General features: G+C 63.1%; 19 protein-coding genes and 5 tRNA genes. 9 read left to right on the top strand and 15 right to left on the bottom strand.

The genetic code is table 11. The features are described from left to right. Positions 1 to 70: 70 nt before the first annotated feature. Positions 71 to 562 carry a DUF1249 domain-containing protein gene (locus ACT01B_RS08540; protein ID WP_445146926.1) on the bottom strand — a complete coding sequence of 164 codons (492 nt, stop codon included), beginning with the start codon at positions 560 to 562 and terminating at the stop codon, positions 71 to 73. 23 nt (positions 563 to 585) lie between these two features. Then, on the bottom strand, positions 586 to 1,401 hold the full coding sequence (gene ppsR / locus ACT01B_RS08535; protein WP_445146925.1) for a posphoenolpyruvate synthetase regulatory kinase/phosphorylase PpsR: 816 nt from the start codon (positions 1,399 to 1,401) through the stop codon (positions 586 to 588). A 234-nt stretch (positions 1,402 to 1,635) separates the two neighbouring features. Here ppsR and ppsA point away from each other — a divergent pair, with 234 nt between their 5' ends. The 4 genes from ppsA to ACT01B_RS08515 all read left to right on the top strand — a co-directional run bounded on the left by ppsA (position 1,636) and on the right by ACT01B_RS08515 (position 6,204). Then, positions 1,636 to 4,011 (top strand): phosphoenolpyruvate synthase, encoded by a 2,376-nt coding sequence (gene ppsA / locus ACT01B_RS08530; protein WP_445146924.1) that lies wholly within the window; start codon positions 1,636 to 1,638, stop codon positions 4,009 to 4,011. Positions 4,012 to 4,037: 26 nt separating this feature from the next. Next, entirely contained in the window at positions 4,038 to 4,871 is an 834-nt protein-coding gene (gene lepB, locus ACT01B_RS08525; RefSeq protein ID WP_445146923.1) for a signal peptidase I, read from the top strand. A 91-nt stretch (positions 4,872 to 4,962) separates the two neighbouring features. After that, positions 4,963 to 5,052, top strand: a tRNA-Ser gene (locus ACT01B_RS08520). Between the two features lie 450 nt (positions 5,053 to 5,502). After that, positions 5,503 to 6,204 (top strand): PP2C family protein-serine/threonine phosphatase, encoded by a 702-nt coding sequence (locus ACT01B_RS08515; protein WP_445146922.1) that lies wholly within the window; start codon positions 5,503 to 5,505, stop codon positions 6,202 to 6,204. A 57-nt stretch (positions 6,205 to 6,261) separates the two neighbouring features. Here the strand turns inward: ACT01B_RS08515 and dnaQ are convergent, their stop codons facing one another. The 3 genes from dnaQ to ACT01B_RS08500 are packed head-to-tail and all read right to left on the bottom strand — an operon-like array spanning position 6,262 to position 8,135. Continuing rightward, a complete protein-coding gene (gene dnaQ / locus ACT01B_RS08510; RefSeq protein ID WP_445146921.1) occupies positions 6,262 to 6,984 on the bottom strand; it encodes a DNA polymerase III subunit epsilon in 723 nt (240 codons plus the stop codon). After that, positions 6,981 to 7,424 (bottom strand): ribonuclease HI, encoded by a 444-nt coding sequence (gene rnhA, locus ACT01B_RS08505; RefSeq protein WP_445146920.1) that lies wholly within the window; start codon positions 7,422 to 7,424, stop codon positions 6,981 to 6,983. The genes dnaQ and rnhA overlap by 4 nt, the downstream gene beginning before the upstream one ends. Positions 7,425 to 7,451: 27 nt before the next feature. Beyond that, the gene (locus ACT01B_RS08500) at positions 7,452 to 8,135 is read right to left on the bottom strand and encodes a methyltransferase domain-containing protein (protein ID WP_445146919.1); all 684 of its coding nucleotides are present in this window, start codon (positions 8,133 to 8,135) and stop codon (positions 7,452 to 7,454) included. 223 nt (positions 8,136 to 8,358) lie between these two features. Here ACT01B_RS08500 and gloB point away from each other — a divergent pair, with 223 nt between their 5' ends. The 3 genes from gloB to ACT01B_RS08485 all read left to right on the top strand — a co-directional run bounded on the left by gloB (position 8,359) and on the right by ACT01B_RS08485 (position 11,259). Next, a complete protein-coding gene (gene gloB / locus ACT01B_RS08495; RefSeq protein ID WP_445146918.1) occupies positions 8,359 to 9,123 on the top strand; it encodes a hydroxyacylglutathione hydrolase in 765 nt (254 codons plus the stop codon). 116 nt (positions 9,124 to 9,239) lie between these two features. Then, positions 9,240 to 10,379 (top strand): LysM peptidoglycan-binding domain-containing protein, encoded by a 1,140-nt coding sequence (locus ACT01B_RS08490; protein WP_445146917.1) that lies wholly within the window; start codon positions 9,240 to 9,242, stop codon positions 10,377 to 10,379. Positions 10,380 to 10,476: 97 nt separating this feature from the next. Then, a complete protein-coding gene (locus ACT01B_RS08485; RefSeq protein ID WP_445146916.1) occupies positions 10,477 to 11,259 on the top strand; it encodes an enoyl-ACP reductase FabI in 783 nt (260 codons plus the stop codon). Between the two features lie 78 nt (positions 11,260 to 11,337). Here ACT01B_RS08485 and ACT01B_RS08480 read toward each other — a convergent pair whose 3' ends face one another. From ACT01B_RS08480 to ACT01B_RS08435, 10 genes are all read right to left on the bottom strand, one after another. Beyond that, positions 11,338 to 13,242, bottom strand: a complete 1,905-nt coding sequence (locus ACT01B_RS08480; protein ID WP_445146915.1) for a SurA N-terminal domain-containing protein — start codon at positions 13,240 to 13,242, stop codon at positions 11,338 to 11,340. Between the two features lie 87 nt (positions 13,243 to 13,329). Further along, a tRNA-Asp gene (locus ACT01B_RS08475) sits at positions 13,330 to 13,406 on the bottom strand. Between the two features lie 9 nt (positions 13,407 to 13,415). Continuing rightward, a tRNA-Val gene (locus ACT01B_RS08470) sits at positions 13,416 to 13,490 on the bottom strand. 21 nt (positions 13,491 to 13,511) lie between these two features. Continuing rightward, positions 13,512 to 13,784: an HU family DNA-binding protein gene (locus ACT01B_RS08465; RefSeq protein ID WP_019465590.1), complete on the bottom strand. Its 273-nt coding sequence runs from the start codon at positions 13,782 to 13,784 to the stop codon at positions 13,512 to 13,514. A 334-nt stretch (positions 13,785 to 14,118) separates the two neighbouring features. Next, entirely contained in the window at positions 14,119 to 16,647 is a 2,529-nt protein-coding gene (gene lon, locus ACT01B_RS08460; RefSeq protein WP_445146914.1) for an endopeptidase La, read from the bottom strand. Between the two features lie 178 nt (positions 16,648 to 16,825). After that, positions 16,826 to 18,121 (bottom strand): ATP-dependent Clp protease ATP-binding subunit ClpX, encoded by a 1,296-nt coding sequence (clpX, locus tag ACT01B_RS08455; protein WP_445146913.1) that lies wholly within the window; start codon positions 18,119 to 18,121, stop codon positions 16,826 to 16,828. 106 nt (positions 18,122 to 18,227) lie between these two features. Next, positions 18,228 to 18,857 (bottom strand): ATP-dependent Clp endopeptidase proteolytic subunit ClpP, encoded by a 630-nt coding sequence (gene clpP / locus ACT01B_RS08450; RefSeq protein ID WP_445146912.1) that lies wholly within the window; start codon positions 18,855 to 18,857, stop codon positions 18,228 to 18,230. 37 nt (positions 18,858 to 18,894) lie between these two features. Continuing rightward, positions 18,895 to 20,187 (bottom strand): trigger factor, encoded by a 1,293-nt coding sequence (gene tig / locus ACT01B_RS08445; RefSeq protein ID WP_445146911.1) that lies wholly within the window; start codon positions 20,185 to 20,187, stop codon positions 18,895 to 18,897. A 78-nt stretch (positions 20,188 to 20,265) separates the two neighbouring features. Continuing rightward, positions 20,266 to 20,350: transfer RNA gene (locus ACT01B_RS08440), tRNA-Leu, on the bottom strand. Between the two features lie 252 nt (positions 20,351 to 20,602). Next, positions 20,603 to 22,549, bottom strand: coding sequence for an SUMF1/EgtB/PvdO family nonheme iron enzyme (locus ACT01B_RS08435; protein ID WP_445146910.1), 1,947 nt, complete (start codon positions 22,547 to 22,549; stop codon positions 20,603 to 20,605). Between the two features lie 105 nt (positions 22,550 to 22,654). Between ACT01B_RS08435 and rnd the strand changes: the two genes are divergently transcribed. Then, complete coding sequence (gene rnd / locus ACT01B_RS08430) at positions 22,655 to 23,773, top strand: ribonuclease D (RefSeq protein WP_445146909.1); 1,119 nt, start codon at positions 22,655 to 22,657, stop codon at positions 23,771 to 23,773. 63 nt (positions 23,774 to 23,836) lie between these two features. Then, positions 23,837 to 23,912, top strand: a tRNA-Ala gene (locus ACT01B_RS08425). Positions 23,913 to 24,130: the final 218 nt, after the last annotated feature.

The following is a 24,130-nucleotide window of genomic DNA, read 5'->3' as shown; positions in this document are numbered from 1 at the left end:
CTGTAGGAGCGCACCCTGTGCGCGATAGCCTACGTAGCGGTAACGCCGTGATCGCGCACGGGGTGCGCTCCTACAGTAAGGGCGCATCGTCTGGGCGGTGATCCTGCAGCCGCTCCAGTGTCCCCTTGGAATGTCCCTGCTCCGCCAGGTACTCCAGCCAGCGCGAGAGGAAGCCGTTCATGCGCAAGCGATGCTGCAGCACCGTGTGTGCCGGTGGAAAGGGTCCCAATACCTGCCATAGATGCCGTCCCGGATGGCAATGCAGCGCCTCAGCCACGTGCGCATCGGTGTACATGCGCAGCTGTGCCGAAGGCGACGGCTGGCCCGTATGGGCGTCGACAAAGCTGTAGGTGAGCTCGAGTTCCAGGGTATAGGGATGCCGCTCCTGGATCTGCAGGCGCACGTCGAGTCCATCGTCCACGCTGGACACATAGAAACCCGGCGGCAGCTCCTGCGGTGCAAACAGCTTGGCCAACCGGTGATAGTTCTCCGCATACAGCCCCATCAGGAAGCCGAAGCGTCCAGGCAGCAAGGCGTTGCGACTATCCAGTACGGCACTCATGGGCAACAGGAACTCCTCATGCTCTAGAACATAGTCCGCTCGATACCGAAGCGGTCGAAGATCTTGCTCGCAATCTCCTCGATGGAGACGTGCGTCGTGTTGAGGTTGGGAATCCCCTCGCGGCGCATCAGCTTGTCGGCCTGCGACAACTCCCAGCGACATTGCTCCAGCGTGGCATAACGACTATTGGCGCGCCGCTGCTCGCGGATCTGCGCCAGTCGCTGCGCATCGATGGTGAGACCGAAAAGGCGGTCCTTGTAGGGGCGCAGCCTCACCGGAAGCTCAAGCTTGTCCAGATCGTCATCGGTCAACGGATAGTTGGCGGCGCTGACGCCGTAATGCAAGGCCATATAAAGGCAAGTGGGCGTCTTGCCCGAACGCGACACGCCGACCAGGATCAGGTCGGCCTGGGCATAGTCCACGTCGAGGCCGTCGTCGTGAGATAACGCGTAATTGGTCGCATTGATGCGCGCCTCGTACTTGTCGAAGTCGACCAGACCATGCGAGCGGTTGACCATGCCGGAGCGCATGGCGCCCAATTCGTCTTCGAGGGGCCCGATGAATGGCGCAAACACATCCAGCATGAGCGCGCCGCTTCCGCCCACGATTTCGCACAGATCGCGCGACGCCATGGTGTTCACCACGATCGGCCGTTGCCCGGTCTGCGCGTAGCGGGTCTTGATTCGTAGCGCCGCTGCCTCCGCCTTGTGGGCGTCATCGATAAAGGGCAAACGGTGCTTTTCGAACTGAACCCCTTCGAACTGGGCCAAAATACTGTTACCGATCGTCTCGGCCGTAATACCAGTGGAATCGGAGATGTAAAAAACCGTGCGCTGCATAGGTAACCCGAAGTCCCTGACTGTTCCTGGCGTCCACCTTAGCGCAACGCCAAAAGCCTGTCTTTGCTTGAGCCGTGCCTGACTGGTATGCAGTTGGCGTGGGTTTTGCCCGTAATGGTCTTCTTGTGCTCCGCACCATCAACAGCGGACAATACCAGTTCTTTGTAGCCCGGTTTCTGGCCAGCCGCGCCACCGATGACCTTGAAAACCTACGAGCTCTTTAAGGAGACTCCTTTGAACGACCTGGTGCTTTGGCTCGATACGCTGCGCATGACTGACCTGGCTAAGGTCGGCGGCAAGAATGCGTCGCTCGGCGAGATGATCGGTAATCTCGCCAAACTCGGCGTGTCCGTGCCTGGTGGTTTCGCCACCACCGCCGATGCGTTCCAGCAGTATCTCGACAAGAGCGGCGTGGCCAAGCGCATCCAGGCACGCCTGGCGACGCTGGACGTGGACGACGTCGAAGCACTGACAGCAGCGGGCAAGGAAATTCGTGAGTGGGTCACCGAAACGCCGCTGCCGACGGAGCTCGACCAGGCCGTCCGCGATGCTTACATCAAGCTGTGCAAGGACGCCGGCTCGGACAATATCGCCGTGGCCGTGCGTTCCTCCGCAACCGCCGAAGATCTGCCGGACGCGTCGTTTGCCGGTCAGCAGGAGACCTTCCTCAACGTGGTCGGCATCGAGGACGTGCTGCACAAGGTGAAGGAAGTCTTCGCCTCGCTGTACAACGATCGTGCCATCGCCTATCGCGTGCATCAGGGCTTCAAGCACGAGGACGTGTTCCTTTCCGCCGGCGTGCAGCTGATGGTGCGCTCGGATGTGGGCGCCTCCGGTGTGCTGTTCACGCTGGACACCGAGTCCGGCTTCCGTGACGTGGTCTTCGTCACCGGCAGCTACGGCCTGGGCGAGATGGTCGTGCAGGGCGCGGTCAATCCCGATGAGTTCTACGTGTTCAAGCCCACGCTCAGGCAGGGCAAACCCGCCGTGCTTCGCCGCAATCTCGGCGCCAAGCAGCTGCGCATGGTCTATTCCAGTGCACCGGGCGAGCGCGTGAAAATCGAAGATACTCCGGTCGAGCTGCGCAGCAAGTTCTGCATCCATGATGAAGACGTGCAGGAGCTTGCTCGCCAGTCGCTGATCATCGAGCAGCACTACGGTCGCCCGATGGACATCGAGTGGGCGAAGGACGGCAACACCGGCAAGCTCTACATCGTGCAGGCGCGCCCGGAAACGGTGAAGTCGCGTACGCAGGCCACCCAGCTCGAGCGCTTCCACCTCAACGAAAAGGGCAAGGTGCTGGCCGAAGGCCGCGCCATCGGCCAGAAGATCGGCGCCGGCAGGGCCCGCGTGATTCGCTCGCTCGCTGACATGAGCAAGGTGGAACCGGGCGACGTGCTGATCGCTGACATGACCGACCCCGATTGGGAGCCCGTGATGAAGCGCGCTGCCGCCATTGTCACCAATCGCGGCGGCCGCACTTGCCACGCGGCGATCATCGCCCGCGAGCTGGGCGTGCCGGCCGTGGTCGGTACCGGTAATGGCCTGGACGTGATTCCCGACGGCGCGGAAGTCACCGTGTCCTGCGCGGAAGGCGACACCGGCATGATTTACCAGGGCAAGCTGAAGTTCGATCGCGTCACCGCGGATCTGGGCGACATGCCCGAAGCGCCGCTGAAGATCATGATGAACGTGGCGAACCCGGAGCGCGCCTTCGACTTCGCCATGCTGCCGAATGCCGGCATCGGCTTGGCCCGCCTGGAAATGATCATCGCCAGCCATATCGGCGTGCATCCGAAGGCGCTACTGGAATACGCCAAGCAGGATGCCGAGACCAAGAAGAAGATCGACGAGCGCATGGCCGGCTATGCCGACCCAGTGTCGTTCTATGTCGACCGCCTGGCCGAGGGCATCGCCACCATCGCCGCCTCGGTGTATCCGAAGCCGGTGATCGTGCGCCTGTCCGACTTCAAGTCGAACGAGTACGCCGGCCTGATCGGCGGCTCGCGCTATGAGCCGCACGAAGAGAACCCGATGATCGGCTACCGCGGCGCCAGCCGTTACGTCGATCCAGGTTTCGCGGCGTCGTTCGGGCTGGAGTGCAAGGCGGTCAAGCGCGTGCGCGAAGTGATGGGCCTGGACAACATCTGGGTGATGATCCCCTTCGTGCGCACGCTTGGCGAAGGCCGCAAAGTGATCGAGGTGCTGGCCAAGAACGGTCTCAAGCAGGGCGAGCACGACCTCAAGGTCATCATGATGTGCGAGGTCCCCTCCAACGCCCTGCTCGCCGCCGAGTTCCTGGAGATCTTCGACGGCTTCTCGATCGGCTCCAACGATCTCACCCAGCTCACCCTGGGGCTGGACCGCGATTCCAGCATCGTGGCGAACCTGTTCGATGAGCGCGACCCGGCCGTGAAGAAGCTGCTGGCGATGGCTATCCAGACCGCTCGCGAAAAGGGCAAGTACATCGGTATCTGCGGCCAGGGTCCGTCCGACCATCCGGATCTGGCCGAGTGGCTGATGGACCAGGGCATCGAGTCGGTGTCGCTCAACCCCGACACCGTGGTCGATACCTGGTTGCGCCTGGCCAAGCGCAAAAAATCAGCCTAAAGCTGAGGTCGTGACTCGAGAGGGCGGTGGCAACACCGCCCTTCTTTATGGCCAGCGCGCTGGACAAGGACGGCGCACAGCGACTACACGCCCATCACGACACCCGGCGGAAACTTTGGCGCAACGCTAAAGTCTCATCCATCGATCCGCCGCCCGTCCGTACCGTCACTGCCAAAGGGAATAGCATGCGCGCCATCGTGGGTCTGCTCTCGCGCAACAAGGGCTTCATCACCTTCATGCTGTGCATGGTGATCTTCCGCAGCGCCATTGCCGACTGGAACGTGGTTCCCACCGGCTCGATGCAACCGACCATCCGCATCGGCGACCGCATCATGGTCGACAAAGCCGCCTATGACCTGCGCCTGCCGCTCACCCACATCTCGCTAATCCATCGTGCCGACCCACAACGTGGCGACATTGTGGTGCTGGACTCCGCCGGCGCCGACGAACGGCTAGTCAAGCGGGTGATTGGCGTGCCCGGCGACGAGATCACGCTCCAGCAGAACCACCTGTACATCAACGGCCAGCCCGCCAGCTACGAACCCATCGCGGTTCAAGGCATTCGCGACGATCGCGAGGACCCTGCGCGGTACGCCATGGAAAACGTGGGCGCCATGCATCACCCCGTGCGCTGGTCGATCGCCCAAACGGGTCATAGCAAGGATTTTGGTCCCGTCATCGTTCCCGCCGGCCAATACCTGCTGCTTGGCGACAACCGCGACAACAGCGCCGATTCGCGCTACTTCGGCTTCTTCCCGCGCCACGAGATCACCGGCCGCGCCACCCGCGTCGCGGTGTCGCTCGACCCCGCAAACCACTACCTGCCCCGCAGCGACCGCTGGGGCGTGGCCCTGCAATAACTTCGTTAGCGCCGACATCACCAAACCAGTTGTCAGCGCGCACCGCACCGCGTAATATTGCCGGCTCGCGTGGACCACACGCACCGTTTTTGGAGAGGTGGCAGAGTGGTCGAATGTACCTGACTCGAAATCAGGCGTACGTGTAAGCGTACCGTGGGTTCGAATCCCACCCTCTCCGCCAGTAACGCAAAACGCCCCCTAGTGGGGCGTTTTGCGTTACTGGCGGAGAGGGTGGTGTGGACGAACCCACCCGGTTCGACAAATTTGTCCGGAACAAATTTGGACAGCCGCAGGCTGGCCCCGCAGCGCGCAAGCGCGAAGGGGTCGGGTCCATGGATGGACCCGACAATCCCACCCTTCACGAAACGAGACGCTCGTTGGGGCGTTTTGCGTTACTGGCGGAGAGGGTGGGTGAGAAGCCACGCGGGTTCGACCATTTTGTCTGGAACAAAATGGGACAGCCGCAGGCTGGCCCCGTAGCGCGCAAGCGCGGAGGGGTCGGGTCCATGGATGGACCCGACAATCCCACCCTCACCGTCCGAGCGCTGATCAGCTTTTGCACCCCCCCACTTCTTTGCGCATTCCAATCACATCCGTCATGCTCCCAACGACCCGCCAATCCAGGTCTCCCATGATTGAATTCGGACACGGAACCCACGTTGGACTGCGTCGAACGCGCAACGAGGACACCTATTACGCCGACGCCTCGCTGGGCTTGTTTCTCGTGGCCGATGGCATGGGCGGACATCAGCATGGCGAGGTGGCGTCTGCCCTGGTACGCGACGCTGTGGCCGACCTGGTAGCGCGCGGACACAGCCTGGTCGAAGCGGTACGCGCCGCCGACGAGCGGCTTATCCAGTTCAGTCGCAGCTTCGACGACCCTCGTCCCATGGGCACGACCATTGCCGCGCTTCGACTCGGTGCCGAAAGTTACGAGGTCGTCTGGGTTGGCGATAGTCGCGTCTATTTGTGGCAGAGCCATCTGCGCCAGGTCAGTCACGATCATTCGCTGGTGCAGGAACTGGTCGCCGCGGGCACGCTTGATGCGGCGCAGGCCGCACGTCATCCGCAGCGCAACGTGATCACCCAGGCCCTCGGCATCACGGCCGCCGATCAGCTACATATCGGCATGGCGCGCGGCCGACTGGAGCCAGGCATTTGCTTTTTGTTGTGCAGCGACGGACTGACCGAAGAAGTCGGCGACACCACCATCGCCAGCATCGTGTCGCGCCACGACTTGTCGGCTCAGGAGTGCGTCGAACATCTGCTGCTCGCCGCCCTGGACGGCGGCGGCACCGACAACATCACGGCGATCCTTGCACGCATCAACTGAGGATCTTCACGAGCTTCGTGTAAGCGATAGGGACTGGTGCCCATCGCCGGTGCAGGCTCAGTTGCCTGTTCCTGCTTCCTCGCGACGCCACACGCTGACACCACCGGCGCTCTTGTCCAACCCATCGAGGCGACTCTCATGGACGGCGATTTCCTCGTCGCTCGCGCGCAATACGCGTGGGCGACGATCGAGCACCAAGGGCGTCATCGTGACTGACCCGCCCTGCTCTTGCGCCCCTTCAAAGCCGAGGTCGAATCCGACCTGACCCGAGGTCATCGCCAGATACACCTCGGCCAGCAGCTGCGCATCGATCAGGCCGCCGTGGAGGTCGCGCGCCGAATTGTCCACGCCCAGGCGTTTGCACAACGCATCCAGACTATTGCGCTGGCCCGGATAGCGCTCGCGCGCCATCACCAGTGTATCCAGCACGCTGCAGCGATCGGCGATGCGACCCAAGTGCTCACCAGCGCGCGCCAGTTCCGCATCCAGAAAGCCGACGTCGAAGCTGGCGTTATGGATGATCAGTTCTGCCCCATCGATGAAGCCGAGGAACTCGTCCACGACATCGATGAAATGCGGCTTGTCGAGCAGGAACGCATCTTCGATACCCGTGACCTGACGCGCGCCTTCGTCGATCGCCCGGTCCGGGTTGAGATAGGTCTGATAGTGACGACCGCTCGGGCGACGCCCGATCATTTCCACGCAGGCGATCTCGATCAGTCGATGGCCCAGCCGCACTTCGAGACCGGTGGTCTCGGTGTCGAGCACGATCTGCCTCATGCCTGGCTCCTGAACTGCTCGGCCTGCTCGCGCGCCGCCTGATCCACACGCTCGTTCTCGGCATGGCCGTTATGGCCTTTTACCCACTGCCAGCGCACCTCATGCATCTGCGTCGCTGCGGACAAACGCTCCCATAGGTCCTGGTTCTTCACGGGCTTCTTGTCGGCCGTGCGCCAACCGTTGGTGCGCCACTTCGGCACCCATTCCTCGATACCCTGCATCACATAGCGAGAGTCGGTGGTCAGCGAGACCTTGCATGGGCGCGTCAACGCTTCCAGCGCACCGATGGCAGCCATCAGTTCCATGCGATTGTTGGTGGTGGCCGCATCGCCACCGGCTACCATCCGCTCGGTTCCTTTGGCGCGCAACAAGGCCGCCCATCCACCTGGCCCAGGATTACCCAGGCAAGCGCCATCCGTAAAAGCTTGCACGTCAGTCATCGTTACCCATCGATCAATCGTTGTTTATCAAGGCGCCGCGTTGCGACGCGCGCCGGGTGCCAGGCCCACATTCACAGGCGCGGACACCGGCTTTGGCTTCAGGCGGACGGGCGTGGCCATGCGACGTCGCTTGCGTGCGATCAGCAAGTACCCGCCGCCGAGCATATGCGCCGCATCGAGGCCAACGCTGCTGCTGGGCCACAGGCGGCCCACCCGCTCCACGCGTTCAATCTCCAGCTCGATCCGCCGAGCCCACCGTTCCAGCAGCAGCGGCGAACGCAGTGCGGGCGTACGTCCGCGTGAACGCCACAGCATCCACGGCAGCCACGCACTGAATGGATGCAAGCCAGTGAGCGCGAGGATGCCTCCGGGCGCCAGCACGCGCGAGGCCTCTTCCAACAGCGCCTGTGGCGTATCGGAAACTTCCAGCGCATGCCGCAACAGCACCAGATCGAAGGCGTCGTCCAGGAACGGCAACGCTTCGTCACTGCGCCCGTGCACGTCGCCGCCGTAGCGTTCAGCGTCCATGCTCAATCGGGTCCAATTGCCGAGCAGAGGCAAGACGGGCGGCACGTCGTCTGGCGCGGCGCTGAGCAAAAGCGCATGCGTGCCGCTGCAACGCTGCAATTCCGGCATCAGGGCCACCGTCTCTTCGGCGAGCAGGCTGCGCAAGGGCGCGCTGGTGTAGATGTCTTGATCGCGCTGCGACATGCCTGGGCGGCCCGCTATGTATCGATGCTCACAGTGTACCGGCAGCCACCCATAACGTGTCCTGGTTTGCATAGGGACCTACGACCGGTCCACGAGTCTGAACGACCCGGGCCTCGATTAACGTCTCACTAACGAGTGCGCCGCCCGCCCGCTCTATAGTCGGCCACTTCGCGCAAGCACGGATGCCTGCGTCAGTCGATACGAAACCGCGGAGGCGATCTCCTTGCAAGTCGTACCGTTACCGGCGCTCGCCGACAATTACATCTGGCTGCTCCACGATGATGCGGGCCAAGCCATCGTCGTCGATCCGGGCGAAGCCGCTCCGGTCGAGGCCGCCCTGAAGGAACGCGGACTCGAACTGCGCGCGATCCTGCTAACCCATCATCACCACGATCACATCGGCGGCACCGAGGCCTTGCTGTCCACGCATCCGGTACCCGTTTACGCGCCGCGCGATGAGCGCATCGCCAGCGCGACGCTGCGGGTCGGTGACGGTGACGAGGTGAAGCTGGATCACCCCTATGCGCACTTTGAAGTCATCGCCGTGCCAGGACACACCACCACGCATATCGCCTATGCCGGCGCAGGCGTGCTGTTGTGTGGCGACACGCTTTTCAGCATGGGTTGCGGACGTCTATTCGAGGGCACGCCGACGCAGATGCTCGCTTCGCTCGATCGACTCGCCAGCCTGCCTGGCGATTTGCTGGTCTGTTGCGCACACGAATACACGGCGGCAAACGGCCGCTTCGCGCAAACCATCGATCCCGATAACGTCGCCTTGGCCGCTCGCCAGCAGGAAGTGGCGGCATTGCGTGCGCACGATCGCCCCAGCCTGCCTGTCACGCTGGATACCGAGCGGGCGACCAATCCATTTCTGCGCACGGACAACGACGCCGTGATCGCATGGAGTCGCGACCACGGCGTGGACGGTGACCGCGTCGCACGTTTCGCCGCCATGCGCGCCAGCAAGGACGTATTTCGCGGATGATGACCCGACGCCTACGCCCTCTTCCCCTGGCCATGTCGATCTTGCTGGCCGCCTGCGCTACGACACCGGCCCAGAGGCCGCCCGCACCCGTCGTCCAGGCGCCAAAGCCTGAGCCCGTGCATGATATCTCTCGTACGATTGCTGGCCCGGCGACGCCCGGCGACGGCAATGCCAATATCTGGGAGCAGCTGCGCGGCAGCTTCGCCATGGCGGACTGCGATGCCGATCCTGGCATCATGGAATGGGCCCGCCGCTATACGCAGAACCCGCAACAATTCGAAAACCAGATGGCTACGGTCGCACCTCGACTCGCCTACGTGCAGCAGATTGCCGCCCAGCATAATGTGGCCGGCGAGTTTGCCCTGTTGCCGTGGGTCGAAAGTCAGTATCGACCCGTGGCAGGCGGCAAGAACATGCCGGCAGGCATGTGGCAGATCATGCCCTCGACTGCGAATGCGATGGGCATCCGGGTCGACCGAAACTTCGATGGCCGTATGGACGTCCCAGCGGCCACCGATGCCATCATGACCTTGCTGAGCCGCTATCACGACGACCTCGGCGACTGGCGCCTGGTTGACTACGCCTTCAATGCCGGCGAGTTCGGCTTGCGCCGAATGGTCGACCAGCATGGCGCGCCGGCCGCCGAGCCGGTCGTACCGAAGCTGCCGGTTAAACGCGTCACCCGCGAGCACCTGGTCAAACTACTGGCCATCGCCTGCGTCATTCGCGAGCCTGGCCGTTTCAATGTGAGCCTGCCACTACTGCCCTCCGAGCAACGCCTGGTCGCAGTGAACGTAAGCAACTCCATGCCGATCGAGCACGCCGCCAGCCATGCCGGCATGTCGTCGAGCGAATTGAAGGAGCTCAATGCCGGCTTCCGCAACGGCATGGTCGATACGCGCGCGGCGTCTTACCTGCTGATGCCGAGCAATCGCGTGCAGCAATTCCGCAGCGCGCTGGTTGCCGACAACGAAGGTGGTGGCGACGTGCAGAGCGTGCCGGGCGCCGCGGTGCTACCGCCGCTGGCCGCAGTCCTGAATGGGGCCACCGATGACCGTTCCGACGCTTCAGAGTCACCCGCGAAGGGGCGGCGTTCCTCGTCGGCGGCCAAGACTCATACGGTCAAGTCCGGTGAGAGCCTTTGGAGCATCGCGCGCCTTTATTCGGTCGACATCAGCCAGCTGGAGCAGTGGAACCACCTGCAGGGACCTGGCGTCAAGCCGGGCCAGGTGCTGAAGATCAACTCGCCTGGCTGACAGGCTGCGTAGCATCATCCTCTGCTGGCGCGCGCTAGCGACTGCTAGACTCGGCGGGCCACGCCGCCTGGGCGCGTTTTTAAGGCTGGGAGGACGCATGGGATTCCTGCATGGCAAACGCGCGCTTATCGTCGGCATTGCGAGCCAGCGCTCGATTGCCTGGGGCATTGCCAACGCGATGCATCGTGAAGGCGCCCAACTCGCCTTCACCTATCAGAACGATCGCCTGAAAGACCGCGTCGACGAAGCCGCCAATACGTTCGGCTCCAATATCGTGTTGCCCTGCGATGTGGCCGTCGATGCACAGCTCGAGCAGTTGTTCGCCGCGCTGGGCAAGCACTGGGAGTCCTTTGACATCCTCGTGCACTCCGTCGGGTTCGCGCCGCGCGAGGCACTGCAGGGCGAGTTTCTGGACCATCTGACGCGCGAAAACTTCGCCATCGCACACGATATTTCCAGCTATAGCCTGGCCGCACTGGCCAAGGCCGCCCGGCCGATGATGGCTGGACGCGGGGGCGCCATTCTCACGCTCAGCTACCTGGGCGCCGAGCGTGCCATGGACAGCTACAACGTGATGGGCCTGGCCAAGGCCAGTCTGGACGCGAACGTGCGCTATCTCGCCTTCCATCTCGGTCCGGAAGGCACCCGCGTCAACGCGATCTCCGCAGGCCCGATCAAGACGCTTGCTGCCGCCGGTATCGCGAACTTCCGCAGGATGCTCGAGCATGTGGACGAGCACGCTCCGCTGCGTCGCAGCGTCACCATCGATGAAGTAGGCAACGTCGGCGCCTTCCTGTGTTCCGACCTTGCCTCCGGCGTCACCGGCGAGATCACCCATGTCGATGCCGGCTACAACATCCTGGGCATGACGGGCGTCTAGCTCCTTCGACGGCGTTGCCCATAAAAAAGGGCGGCCATGCAGCCGCCCTTTTCCTTGTGCCACCACGGCAGCGCTCGCTTACATGCGTTCCGTAGCGATCTTGATCTCGGTCTTCGCCTTCAGCGCTTCGATGAACTCATGCGTGGCGATGGCACCGTAGGCCTGGGCCATCTGGGTGCGCAGCATGGTGCGCTGCTCCGGCGTCACCTTGCTCAGATCGCCGTCCTGCACTTTGTCGACGGCCACCACGGCGAAGCTGCCATCACGCATCCCGACGCGGGCGAACTGCGGCTTGCCCGCTGCCGGATGCGGCAACAAGAAGGCCTGGTCGAGCACTTCTGCCGGCAGTTCCTGCTGCACCCGAACGGCTTCCGGGACAGTCTGTACGGCAGCGCCCAGCGAAGCCGCGACGGCCTGCATGTCCTCGCCCTTCTGCAAACGCGCGAGCACGCCATCCGCACGCTTCTGCGCCTCGGCGACGATGCGTTCATCCAGGATCTTCTGACGCACCTGATCACGCACTTCGGTCAACGGACGTGCCGCTGCCGGCACGTGCTTGTCGACGCGAATCACCACCGCGTGATTGGTGCCCAGGTCGATCAGGCCCGAATTGTTGCCCTGGGTCAGCACGTCGTCCGAGAAGGCTGCCTCGGCCAGCTTCGGATTCGCGGCAAGACCTTCGCCACCCTTGCGCGAGAACAGCCCCGTGGCCTGGATGGGCAGGGTCAAAGCCTGCGCGGCCGGTTCCAGCGAGGAAGGATTCTGATAGGTCTGATCGGTCAGCTTGCCCGCCAGTTCGCTGAACCTGCGGTCGCGCTCGGTAGTCAGGTAATCCTTGGCGATCTGATCGCGCACTTCCGCAAAGGGCTTCGCCGCACCGCTGCGCACGTCGCGCAGCCAGAGCACGTGATAACCCTCGTCGGACAGCACCGGCTTGGACACCTGGCCCTTCTGCAGCGAGAACAGCGCGCTATCGAAGGCGGCGTTGGTGACACCCTTTTCCAGCCAGCCCAGATCGCCGCCGGAGCGCTTCGAACCCAAGTCGTCCGAATTTTGCTCGGCGAGCTTGGCGAAATCATCCGGGGTAGCTTCACTGGCGATCTTTTCGGCCCGGGCCAAGGCGGCCTTCTGCTGATCCGGCGTGGCGTTCTTCGGCACGTTGATCAGGATGTGCGAAACCAGGCGCTGCTCAGGCTGCACGAAGCGCTGCTTCTCGTCTTCGTAACGCTTCTTGAGGTCGTCCTCGCTCGGCTGTGCGTCGATCTTGAGGTCGGCAGCGTTGACTTCGATGAACTTCAACGAGACCTGCTCGGGGTTCATGAAGTCAGCCTGGTGCTCCTTGTAGAAGGCCTCCAGCTGCGCATCGGTCACCTGCGTGTCGGTCAGCGCCGGTCGCGGCAACGCGAACCAGCGCAGGTTACGGCGCTGCGCGCGCAGGGCCAGGTAACGATCCATGTCCGTATCGGTCACGAACGTGCTGGCGGCAATGGCGTCCGGAAGCAACGACGTCTCCAGCGACCCGCGCACGTCGTTCTCGAACGTCCCCGGCGACTTGTTCTGTGCGGCCAGAATAGCCCGATAGGTATTGGCGTCGAACTGGCCATTGACCTGGAAGGCCTGGATCCCGCTGATCAGGTCACGCACGGCAATGTCCGATACCCGCATGCCCAGCTTCTCATTGGCCTGCAGCAGCAGTTGCTCGTCGATCAACTGCTCGAGCACCTGACGCTTCGCCTCGGGTTGCTCGAAGAGGGTGGGATCGAAATGATCGCCCTGCTGGGCCATGGCGCGCTGGCGCAGCTGGTTCATGCGCTCTTGATACTGCTGCTGGCTGATCTCGTGCTTGCCGACCATCGCCACGTAGGTATCGGTCCGCGAGCTGAAATACGACTCGATACCGAAGAACGAGATAGCGAAAACGCAAATGCCCAGAATGACCACCGAAGGCCATCCGTGTAGCTTGTTACGTATTGCCTGCAGCATGGATTGTTCCCGGCTATTCGTTGTTCGGCGCACCATGTGCGCGGTGCTTAAAAGGCAAAGGCGCCACTCGGGCGCCCTTGCGAACTGTGGCGGAGCGGACGGGACTCGAACCCGCGACCTCCGGCGTGACAGGCCAGCATTCTAACCGACTGAACTACCGCTCCGCATTTTTCTGGTGGGTGCTGTAGGGATCGAACCTACGACCCTCGCCTTGTAAGGGCGACGCTCTACCGCTGAGCTAAGCACCCGAAACCAAGCATAAGAGCCGCTTAGTTTAGGGCATCCTTGAGGGTCTTGCCAGCCTTGAATGCCGGAACCTTCGAGGCCTTGATCTTGATCGTCTCATTGGTGCGCGGGTTGCGCCCGGTGCGGGCAGCGCGCTTGCGCACGGTGAAGGTGCCAAAACCCACCACCGACACGTCGTCGCCCTTCTTCAGCGCCTTCTGCACGGTCTCGAAGAAAGCCTCGAGAGCACGGCCGGCGTCAGCCTTGGTGAGTTCGGCCTTCTCGGCAATGGCATTGATCAGATCGGTTTTATTCATTGAGACACTCCCTTAAACGGTTATGCAGCCCGCGTGGTCAGTCTGGGACAAGACGACGCCCTCGTGATGACTGGCCATCGAGGCGCCGCCAAGCAACCCCGCATCACTGCGCATCGTGCTCGGCGTCAGGCTGCGGTGCCGCCTTTATACCAGTGGCCTACAGGGTCCGCAATGACAAGCAATACCAAGGCTTCCCGCAGTTCAGCGTTATTTGAGATTGCTTGCAAAGTGGTGCCCGAAACGCTAGCGACCACGATCGGTACCACCTGGCCCGGGGCAAAAAAAAACGGGCGGAAGTCCGCCCGTTTTTTTTCGCTATCAAACAGGGCACAAATCAGTGAGGCCGCGTATACGACTCCTGCGACTCGTCCTGGGCATCGTCGATCGGTGCCTCGACCTTGGGCTTGCCGCCGCCTTCGACGGCCTGTAGCGGCTGCAGGGGGCGCTCAAGGGCAATATCGAGCACCTCATCGATCCAGCGCACGGGATGAATGTCCAGCGAGCCGGTGATGTTATCCGGAATATCCGCAAGGTCTTTCTTGTTTTCTTCGGGAATGATGATCGTGGTGATGCCACCGCGATGCGCCGCCAGCAGCTTCTCCTTGAGCCCACCAATGGGCAGCACGCGACCACGCAGGGTGATCTCACCGGTCATGGCCACTTCGGAGCGAACCGGCACCTTGGTCAATGCGGACACCAGGGCTGTGCACATGGCGATACCTGCGCTAGGGCCATCCTTGGGCGTGGCGCCCTCGGGCACGTGGATATGGATATCGAGCTTCTGGTGGAATTCCGGATCGATGCCGAGCCGGTCGGCGCGGGCACGAACGACCGTCAGTGCCGCCTGGATCGACTCTTTCATGACGTCACCAAGCTGCCCGGTGTTCACCAGGCGCCCCTTGCCCGGCACGATCGACGACTCGATGCTCAGCAGGTCGCCACCCACCTGGGTCCATGCCAGGCCAGTCACCAGACCCACTTCGTTCTGGAGCTCTTTTCGCCCAAAATCGAAGCGACGAACGCCCAGGTAATGCTCAAGATTGTCCGAGTTCACTGCCGCGTGACCCGGCGCCTTTGACTTGGATTTGGCCGTCTTCACGGCTGCAACTGCCTTCTTCGCCGGAAGCTTCGCCCCTGCACTCTTCTTGACCTGACCTAGCGTCAGTTCCTTCACCACCTTGCGGCAGATCTTGGAGATCTCGCGCTCGAGATTGCGCACACCCGACTCGCGCGTGTAGTAGCGCACGATGTCACGCAACGCCTCCGCGTCGACGGTCAGTTCCTCCGACTTCAAACCGTTGGCCTTGAGTTGCTTGGGCAGCAGGTACTTCAGCGCAATGCCCAACTTCTCGTCTTCGGTGTAACCGGGAATACGAATGACTTCCATGCGGTCCAGCAAGGGGCCTGGAATGTTCAGCGAGTTCGCCGTGGCGACCCACATCACCTCGGAGAGGTCCAGGTCGACTTCCAGATAGTGATCGTTGAACGCATGGTTCTGCTCCGGATCGAGCACCTCGAGCAGGGCCGACGACGGATCACCGCGGAAATCCATCGACATCTTGTCGATCTCGTCCAGCACGAACAGCGGGTTTTTCGTCCCTACCTTGTTGAGGTTCTGCACGATGCGACCCGGCATCGAACCGATATAGGTACGACGATGGCCACGAATTTCGGCCTCGTCGCGCACGCCGCCGAGGCTCATGCGGACGAACTTGCGGTTCGTCGCCTTGGCGATCGACTGACCCAGCGACGTTTTGCCCACGCCCGGCGGACCCACCAGGCACAGGATGGGGCCGCGCATGGTATTCACGCGCTGCTGCACGGCGAGGTATTCAAGGATGCGCTCCTTGACCTTCTCCAGGCCGAAGTGATCGGCATCGAGGACTTCCTGCGCCGCCTGGAGATCCTTGCGCACCTTGCTGCGCTTCTTCCACGGTGCGCCGACCAGCCAGTCCAGGTAGTTGCGTACCACGGTGGCCTCGGCTGACATCGGCGACATCTGGCGCAGCTTGCCGAATTCCTGGCGCGCCTTGGCCAGCACGGCCTTGGGCATGCCGGCGGCCTCGATCTTCTTCTGCAGCTCCTCGATCTCGTTCGGGCTTTCCTCGCTCTCGCCGAGCTCCTTCTGGATGGCCTTCATCTGTTCGTTGAGGTAGTACTCGCGCTGGCTTTTCTCCATCTGCGACTTGACGCGGCCGCGGATGCGCTTCTCCACCTGCTGCAAATCCATCTCACCATCGACCAGTCCGATCAACAGCTCAAGGCGCTGGCCGACGTCGGCCGTCTCCAGCACTTTTTGCTTGTCGCCCATGCGAACGGAGAGATGCGCAGCGATGGAATCGGCAACGCGCGACGGATCATCGATGCCCGACAACGTAGCGAGCACTTCCGGCGGCAGCTTGCGACTCTGCTTGACCAGTTGCTCGAACAACGAGATGAGCGTGCGCGACACCACGTCGAGCTCGCGCTCCTTGGTGCTGTACACCGGCTCGATGACGCGCGACGTGGCGGTAAGCATGCCGCCGTCTTCGTTGAATTTCTCGATCGCAACGCGCGACTGTCCCTCGACCAGCACCTTGACGGTGCCATCGGGAAGCTTCAGCAACTGCAGCACGCCAGCCAGCGTACCGATCTCGTGCAGGTCATCGATAGCGGGATCATCGATGTCAGGGCTCTTTTGCGCCACCAGCAGGATCTGGCGCTCGCCCTCCATGGCGCGCTCCAACGCACGCATCGATTTGTCACGCCCAACGAACAACGGAATGACCATGTGGGGATAGACCACCACGTCACGCAGGGGCAGCACTGGCAGGGCTTCCAGCACGGCTCCGGTGGCCTGAGGGTTGGGGGCGTTCTTTGCCATCGAAGAGAGTCTCTCGTGGATGAATTATGTCGTTCGCCCCGACACTGCGCCGGGGCCTTCTGTACGTCAAGTGGTGGCAAACGGCCACGCACACAAGTGCATGACCAACCACACAAACGAAATGGCCCCGGCAGTTTTGCCGAGGCCATCGCGCTAGCTAAAGCGACATTGCGGCGGGTCAGGCGGCGTCGCCACCCTCGCCTGCGGCACGCGGCTGCTTGAGGTTGCCGCGATAGATGAGATAGGGCTCGGCCTGTCCATCGATCACCGCATCATCGACCACGACCTTGCTCACGTGCTCCAGCGATGGGAGCTCGTACATCGTGTCCAGCAGCACGGCCTCGAGAATGGTGCGCAGGCCGCGAGCGCCCGTCTTGCGCTTCAATGCCTTGCGGGCAATCGCCTGCAACGCTTCCGGACGGAACTCCAGCTCGACGCCTTCCATCTCGAACAGTTTCTTGAACTGCTTGGTGACGGCGTTCCTCGGCTCGGTGAGGATCTGCACCAGGGCCGGCTCGTCCAGCTCATCCAGGGTGGCAACCACGGGCAGACGACCGACGAACTCCGGAATCAGGCCGTAGCGCACCAGGTCGGCTGGCTCGACATCAGCGAGCACCTTGCCCAGGTTTTCCCTGCGCTCCTTGCTGCGCACCTCGGCCGAAAAGCCGATGCTGGTGTTTTCGGAGCGCTGCTGGATGACTTTTTCCAGACCCGCGAACGCGCCGCCACAAATGAACAGGATGTTCTTGGTGTCGACCTGCAGGAATTCCTGCTGCGGATGCTTGCGACCACCCTGCGGCGGCACCGAGGCCAGGGTGCCCTCGATCAGCTTCAGCAGTGCCTGCTGCACGCCTTCGCCGGACACGTCGCGGGTAATCGACGGGTTCTCGCTCTTGCGAGAGATCTTGTCGATTTCGTCGATATAGACGATGCCCGACTGCGCCTTCTCGACGTCGTAGTCGCACTTCTGCAGCAACTTCTGGATGATGTTTTCCACATCCTCGCCCACGTAGCCCGCTTCGGTGAGCGTGGTGGCGTCGGCGATGGTGAACGGCACGTTGAGCAGGCGCGCCAGCGTTTCAGCCAGCAGCGTCTTGCCCGAACCGGTGGGGCCGATCAGGAGAATATTGGACTTGCCCAGCTCGACGTCATCCGCCTTCTGGCGCGATTCCATGCGCTTGTAGTGGTTGTACACGGCCACCGCCAGCGCCTTCTTGGCGCGAGTCTGGCCGACCACATACTGGTCAAGCGTCTCCCTGATCTCGCGGGGCTTGGGCAGCTGGCTACGCCCGGAGGCGGCCTTCTCCTCGAGTTCCTCGCGGATGATGTCGTTGCAAAGCTCTACGCACTCATCGCAAATGAACACGGATGGACCCGCGATCAGCTTGCGCACTTCATGCTGGCTCTTGCCGCAGAAAGAGCAATAGAGAATCTTGCCGCTGTCGTTGGAACGGCCCTGCCGCTCGTCGCTCATGCTTGGATCCTGCTGGTAAATCGGTTGCGGTTTGAGAATAGCACAGGGTTCCGCGTCTGCAGCGAGACGCGGAACGACTGGCAGAACCGGGGCCGGACGCCTGAAATCAGGCCGATTTCACCGTATCGACGGCGCGACGGTCTAGGACCGAGTCGATCAAGCCGTATTCCTTGGCCGCCTCGGCGCTCATGAAGCGGTCGCGCTCCATGTCCCGCTCGATCTTGTCCAGCGGCTGACCGGTGTGCTGAACGTAGATGTCGTTCAGGCGGCGACGCAGGTACAGGATTTCCTGGGCCTGGATTTCGATGTCGGTCGCCTGACCGCGGGCGCCACCGGAAGGCTGGTGGATCATCACGCGTGAGTTGGGCAGCGAATAACGCTTACCCTTGGCGCCAGCCATCAGCAGCAGCGACGCAGCGCTGCAGGCCTGACCGATGCACATGGTGCTGACGTCGGGCTTGACGAACTGCATGGTGTCGTAAATCGCCAGCCCGGCGGTGACGGCGCCGCCCGGGCTGTTGATGTACAGATGGATGTCCTTGTCCGGGTTCTCCGACTCAAGGAACAGCATCTGCGCGACCAGCAGGTTCGCTACCTGATCGTTCACCTCGCCCACGAGGAAGATCACGCGCTCCTTCAGGAGGCGCGAATAGATGTCGTACGAGCGCTCGCCGCGGGCGGTCTGCTCGACGACGATCGGTACCAGGTTGAGGTTCTGGATCGGGTCCATGGCCATGCTTGTCGCTCTCCGGTTGATATGCCTGAAGGATGCCTCAGGCGCTGACCGGGCGCATCACCTCGTCGAAGCCCAGGTTCTGCACGGTGGTGCTGGCGTGATCTGCCACCCACTCTGCCACCTGGTCTTCCATCACGCGATTCTGCAGCCCTGACATCAGTTGGGGGTCACGATTATAGAGTTCAATGACCTTCTCCGGCTCCTCGTAGGTCGAGGCGATGGCCGCGAGCTGCTCGGCAATACGGCTGCGGTCGATCACCAGCGACTGCTTGCGGGCGATCTCACCCATCAGCAGACCGGCAATGACACGCTTGCGGGCCATCGGCGAGGCGGCTTCGAGCAGCTGCGGCGGCACCTGCTGGCCGCGCGGCACGCTGCCCTGGGCCAGGTTCTGCGCCTCGGACTGCACCATCAGGTTCGGCACATCCAGGTCCGGATGCGCGTTGGCCAGCTTCTCGGCCACTTCGGACTTGAGGCGGGCCATCAGGGTGGCCTTGAGCTCGCGCTCGAGGTTGGCGCGGACTTCCTTGCGGAACTTCTCCAGGTCACCGTCGACGATGCCGAACAGCTTGGCGAACTCGCCATCCACTTCAGGCAGCTTTGGCTCCTGCACCTTGATGATCTTGAAATGGACCTGGGCGGTCTTGCCGGCCAGGCTTTCGTTGCGGAAATCGGCCGGGAAAGCGATCTCGGCATCGAATTCGTCATCCGCCTGGCGGCTGACCAGCGCCTCGTCCAGCGCCTTGAACAAGGTGCCCGAACCCAGCACGCTGCCCGCACGCTCCAGGCCTTCCGTCGGGAAGCGGTAGTCGCCGGCCTGGGCCGAGTATTCGAACATCACGAAATCGCCCTCGACCGAGGCGCGCTCGACCGGGTCGAAGCTGCGGCGCTGCACGCGCAGTGTCTCGATCATCTTTTCGATGTCGGCATCGGTCACTTCCGCCACCGGGCGGGAGATTTCCAGCTTGGCGACGTCGACTTCCGGGAACTCCGGCATCACTTCGAAGGTAGCCGTGTAGGCGATCTCGCCGTCGACCGGATTACCCGTCGTGTTGATGGCCGGATTGGCGATCGGGCGCAGCTTTTCCTGCTCGACCGCTTCGCGCAGCGTGCTGCCGATCAGGTCGGAGAGGACTTCGCCGCGCACCTGGTCGCCAAAGCGCTGCTGGATCACCGTAGTCGGCACCTTGCCCGGACGGAAGCCCTTAAGGCGCACGGTGCGCCCCATCTCGGCAATGCGTGCGCTCACCTGCGACTCGAAGCGCGCCGCGGGAAACTTCACCGTGAGCTTGCGCTCGAGCTTGCCGACGTTTTCAACCGAAACCTGCATGACGTCTCCTGGAGTACCTGTAGTGCGCCCGTCACAGGCGCATGGCGGCCCCCGGCCGCCTGTAAAAAGAGTAAGGGATGGTGCGAAAGGGGGGACTCGAACCCCCACGAGCAAGCCCGCTGGAACCTAAATCCAGTGCGTCTACCAATTCCGCCACTTTCGCATCAGAACAACTATGAGGAACTTACCACAAGCACCGGATTTCAAAGGGAATAGCTGGACGAATCCACTCTTGCACCTCGCCCCGTCAGCCTCCGGACACTCCGCCCTAAGTCGATGATTCCCTTACACGAAAGCGGGTCATTTTACGGTTCGGGCAGGCGACAACACAAGCGCTGTGGCGCGCTTCGCCAGACTCCGTAGCGCATCCGTGCGAGCCGTCTCGATGTAGCTGCGACGGTGTGCGGCCTTCTTCCTAGAGTTCGCGCAATACGCGGAAGCCAACGCGACCGCTGCGCACGCCGGCGTCGGCGCCCTGACGGTAGGCGGAGCGCACCTGTTCCGGTGAACTGCCCCAGGAACCGCCGCGCACCACCCGCACGTTGCAACCCGGGTTGACCCAGGCGCCGCCATCACGGGGAGCGCGCAGGTAGCTGTCGTGCCAGCAGTCCTGGACCCATTCGGACACATTGCCGTTGATGTCGTACAAGCCGAATGGATTGGGCGCAAAGCTCATCACCGGCGCCGGCCCCCAATAGCCGTCGGTATAGCCACGGAAGGCATTGCTCCAGCGACGCCCGCTGGGCGAGCGATCGTTGCCGCCGGTGAGATTTTCCACTTTTGAGGTCGGCCCGCCGTCGCCCCACCAGTACCGCGTGGTGGTGCCGCCGCGCAGGGCGTACTCGAATTCAGCCTCGCTGGGCAGGCGATAGGTCTTGCCGGTGCGCTGGCTGAGCCATTCCGCATAGGCCTTGGCATCGTTCCAGGAAACATTGACCACCGGCAGGCGAGCGTCGGCCGTGCGGCCGACGTAATCGGTCTCCCAGCTCGCGTTGACGTCATCACGCATGGCGCCCGTGCCTTCGTCGTAAACGCTGGCACCGCCGAGCCTTACCGAATCCGGTTGATAGCCGCTGGCTCGAACGAACTCGCGGAACTGCCCTACTGTGATGGCGGTGCGTGACAGCGCAAAGCCCTTGCCGATGACGACCTCGTGCTGCGGAGTCTCGGCATCCTGCCGTCCCGCTTCGGCATCCGGGGCGCCCATCTGGAAGGTCCCCGTGGGTATCACCACCATCGAAGGTGCTTGTCCGGGCATATCCGCAAAGCGGTCAGTGAAGACTTGGCCCGGCTTGAAGTTGGCATAGAGCCGTGAGTTGGTCAGGCGCTCGCTGAAATCGCCCAGACCAGCCAGGTCGGGGCTGATCGCCTTGGCCTGATCGGCCAATTGCTGCGCCAGGCCCAGGTTGCCGGCATCGAGGGCCGAACGAGCCTGCGCGAGAATGCCCGTCCCGCGCGCCTGGCGCATGCCATCGACACGCGTATGCACATCACGCAGCGCCGGCGAATCGGGCAGGATTTGCGCCGCCTCGCCCAGCGCTTGATCCGCCCCCTTGAAGTCGTTTTGCGCCACCGCAGCCAGCGCTCGGTCAAGCACGGCTCGCTGCACCTGCAACACGCCTTGCTCCGCCACGGCATTGTCCGGGTCCATCTCTTGCACCTGTCGATAGAGCTCCAGTGCATTGGCGCCCTTGGGCTGGTCCGGACTGCCCTGCTGCAGCAAGGCGGCCGCCTTGGCTAGCAAGGGTCGTACCTGCGTCAGCGTCTTCAACTTCACCTGAAGCTGGGCCGCATCGTCTTTCGAATCAGGCATGTCCTTGAGCGTGCCGAGCAGGTCGCCGGCCGACTCTGCGTCGCCAACCGCAAGGTCCTGGTTGATTTCCGCGACCAGTCGGGCGCGCACCTCGAACAAGCCTTGCGCGGCCCGGCGGCTGTCCGGCTTAAGCTTTAGCGCCCGCTGGTAGAGCGCAACCGCGCTACCTTCGTCACCCGCCAGCTGACCGGTTCGCAGGGCCTTGCCAGCGCGCGTCAGCAACCCCTCGACCTCAGGCGTGTCGGCACTCAGCTGCTCGGGCAGATTCGCATCCTTATGCCCAAGCCGCGCCACGATGACCTCGGTCGGTGCCAAGGTCAGCGGCGGACCGGCATCGATCTCCGCGACATTGCGCGCCGGCGACGCGGGGGGGCCGGAGGCGATGCTCGGGATCGGACCAAGATTCATGGCGCGCTTCGCGGCGATGACCGACGGCTCCACATGAAAGACGCGCGGAAAGAAGTGATAAACCAGGGCCAAGGTAAGTACGGCAACGCCCAAGGCTCCACCCATGGCACGCTGGCGACGTACGGTTTCCTTGCTCGGCATGTTGGGCGTCCCTGGTCGGCCTGCTATGGTGCATTGCTTAACCTTAGGCACAAACCGATGTCAGGACAATGCGCGAGTGCGCGTTCTGCATCGCCAGGAAGACGCATGCATCAACTCTCCGCCCCAACCCCCGACGCAGCATGGATCGATCACCGCGACGCCTTGCAAAGCTGGCTGGGCGAGTTGCCCGCCGATGCCGTGCTCGGTTTCGATACCGAATTCATGCGCCGCAATACGTTCTATCCCCAGCTGGCCCTGATCCAGCTCGGCTGGCATGGACGCTACGCGCTGGTCGACCCGGTGGCCTTCGAGATCGGCGACGCACTGCGTCCGCTGATCGGCGACGGTGGCGTCACGACGGTCATGCACAGCGCCAGCGAAGATCTCGAAGCGCTGTCGCCATTGCTGCCGCATGGACCGCGCCAGCTATTCGATACACAGATTGCTGCTGCCTTCGTCGGCATGGGGCTGGGCATCAGCTACCGTGCCCTGGTGGCCGAGTTGACCGGTGCCGAGCTGGATAAGGGCGAAACGCGCTCGGACTGGCTGCAGCGTCCGCTGACCGAATCGCAGCGTGCGTACGCCACCCTGGATGTGGTCTACCTCAAGCCCGTGCACGAACAGCTCGCCGCGCGCCTGGCCGAACGCGATCGTACGGCCTGGCATGCCGAAGACTGCGAGCGCCTGAAGCAGCGCGCCTGTCACCGCGAAGGCGACCCGCAGCCACAGCGGTCGTTTCGCGGCGCTTCCGAATGGCGACCGGAGCAGCGAGCACTGCTTCGTCGCGTCTTGCGCTGGCGCGACCAGGCCGCACGCACGCTCGACCGCCCGCGCCCGTGGATGCTCGAGGATGCGCTGGCCATGAGCCTGGCCCAGCAACCACCGGCATCGACTAGCGCGCTGGAACAGCGCACGCGCGGACAACGAGCCTTGCGCTCACCGCAGCGGGCGGAACTGCTGGACTTGCTTGGTCGCCCGCTCGACGCCGACGAAATCGCCGCTGCCGAACCTATCCCCGAGTCCCCGCAGGGCGAAGCGAAGAAGGCGCTGGCCGCCATGAAGACCTATACCGATAGTTGCGCCACCGAACTGGACCTGCCCGGCGGCCTGCTCTGCCCGCGCAAGGTGCTGGAGGAATACGTGGTGACGGCACAATGGCCCGAGTTTCTCGACGGCTGGCGCCGCGACGTGTTGCATGACGGATTGACGCGCCTGTTGCCCTGACAACAGGCCTGGCCGGGGGCTTGGCGAAGGCCAGAACCCACTGGTAAGATTGATGGCTCGTGTGGGGCGGTAGCTCAGCTGGGAGAGCGCTGCGTTCGCAATGCAGAGGTCGGGAGTTCGATCCTCCTCCGCTCCACCATCCATTCCAGCCAGAACAGCGCTTTACGCCTCGCGGTGTGAAGCGCTGTTTTGCTGTGGGGGTGCCATGGCGTACACCAGGGACGGAAGCCTGACGGCACGCCATGCCGCCTGCCTCACGTCGGCTACACGCCGTCGCGCAACACACTGAGCAAGGCCGGCACGGGTAGGCAAGTGGCCATGCCGATGGCTGGGGGTACCTCGCACCGATGCGTTTGG

It is taken from the genome of Dyella sp. Tek66A03 (assembly GCF_052567735.1).
Note: the sequence above shows the minus strand (reverse complement) of the source record. Positions and strands in the feature narration are given on the sequence as shown.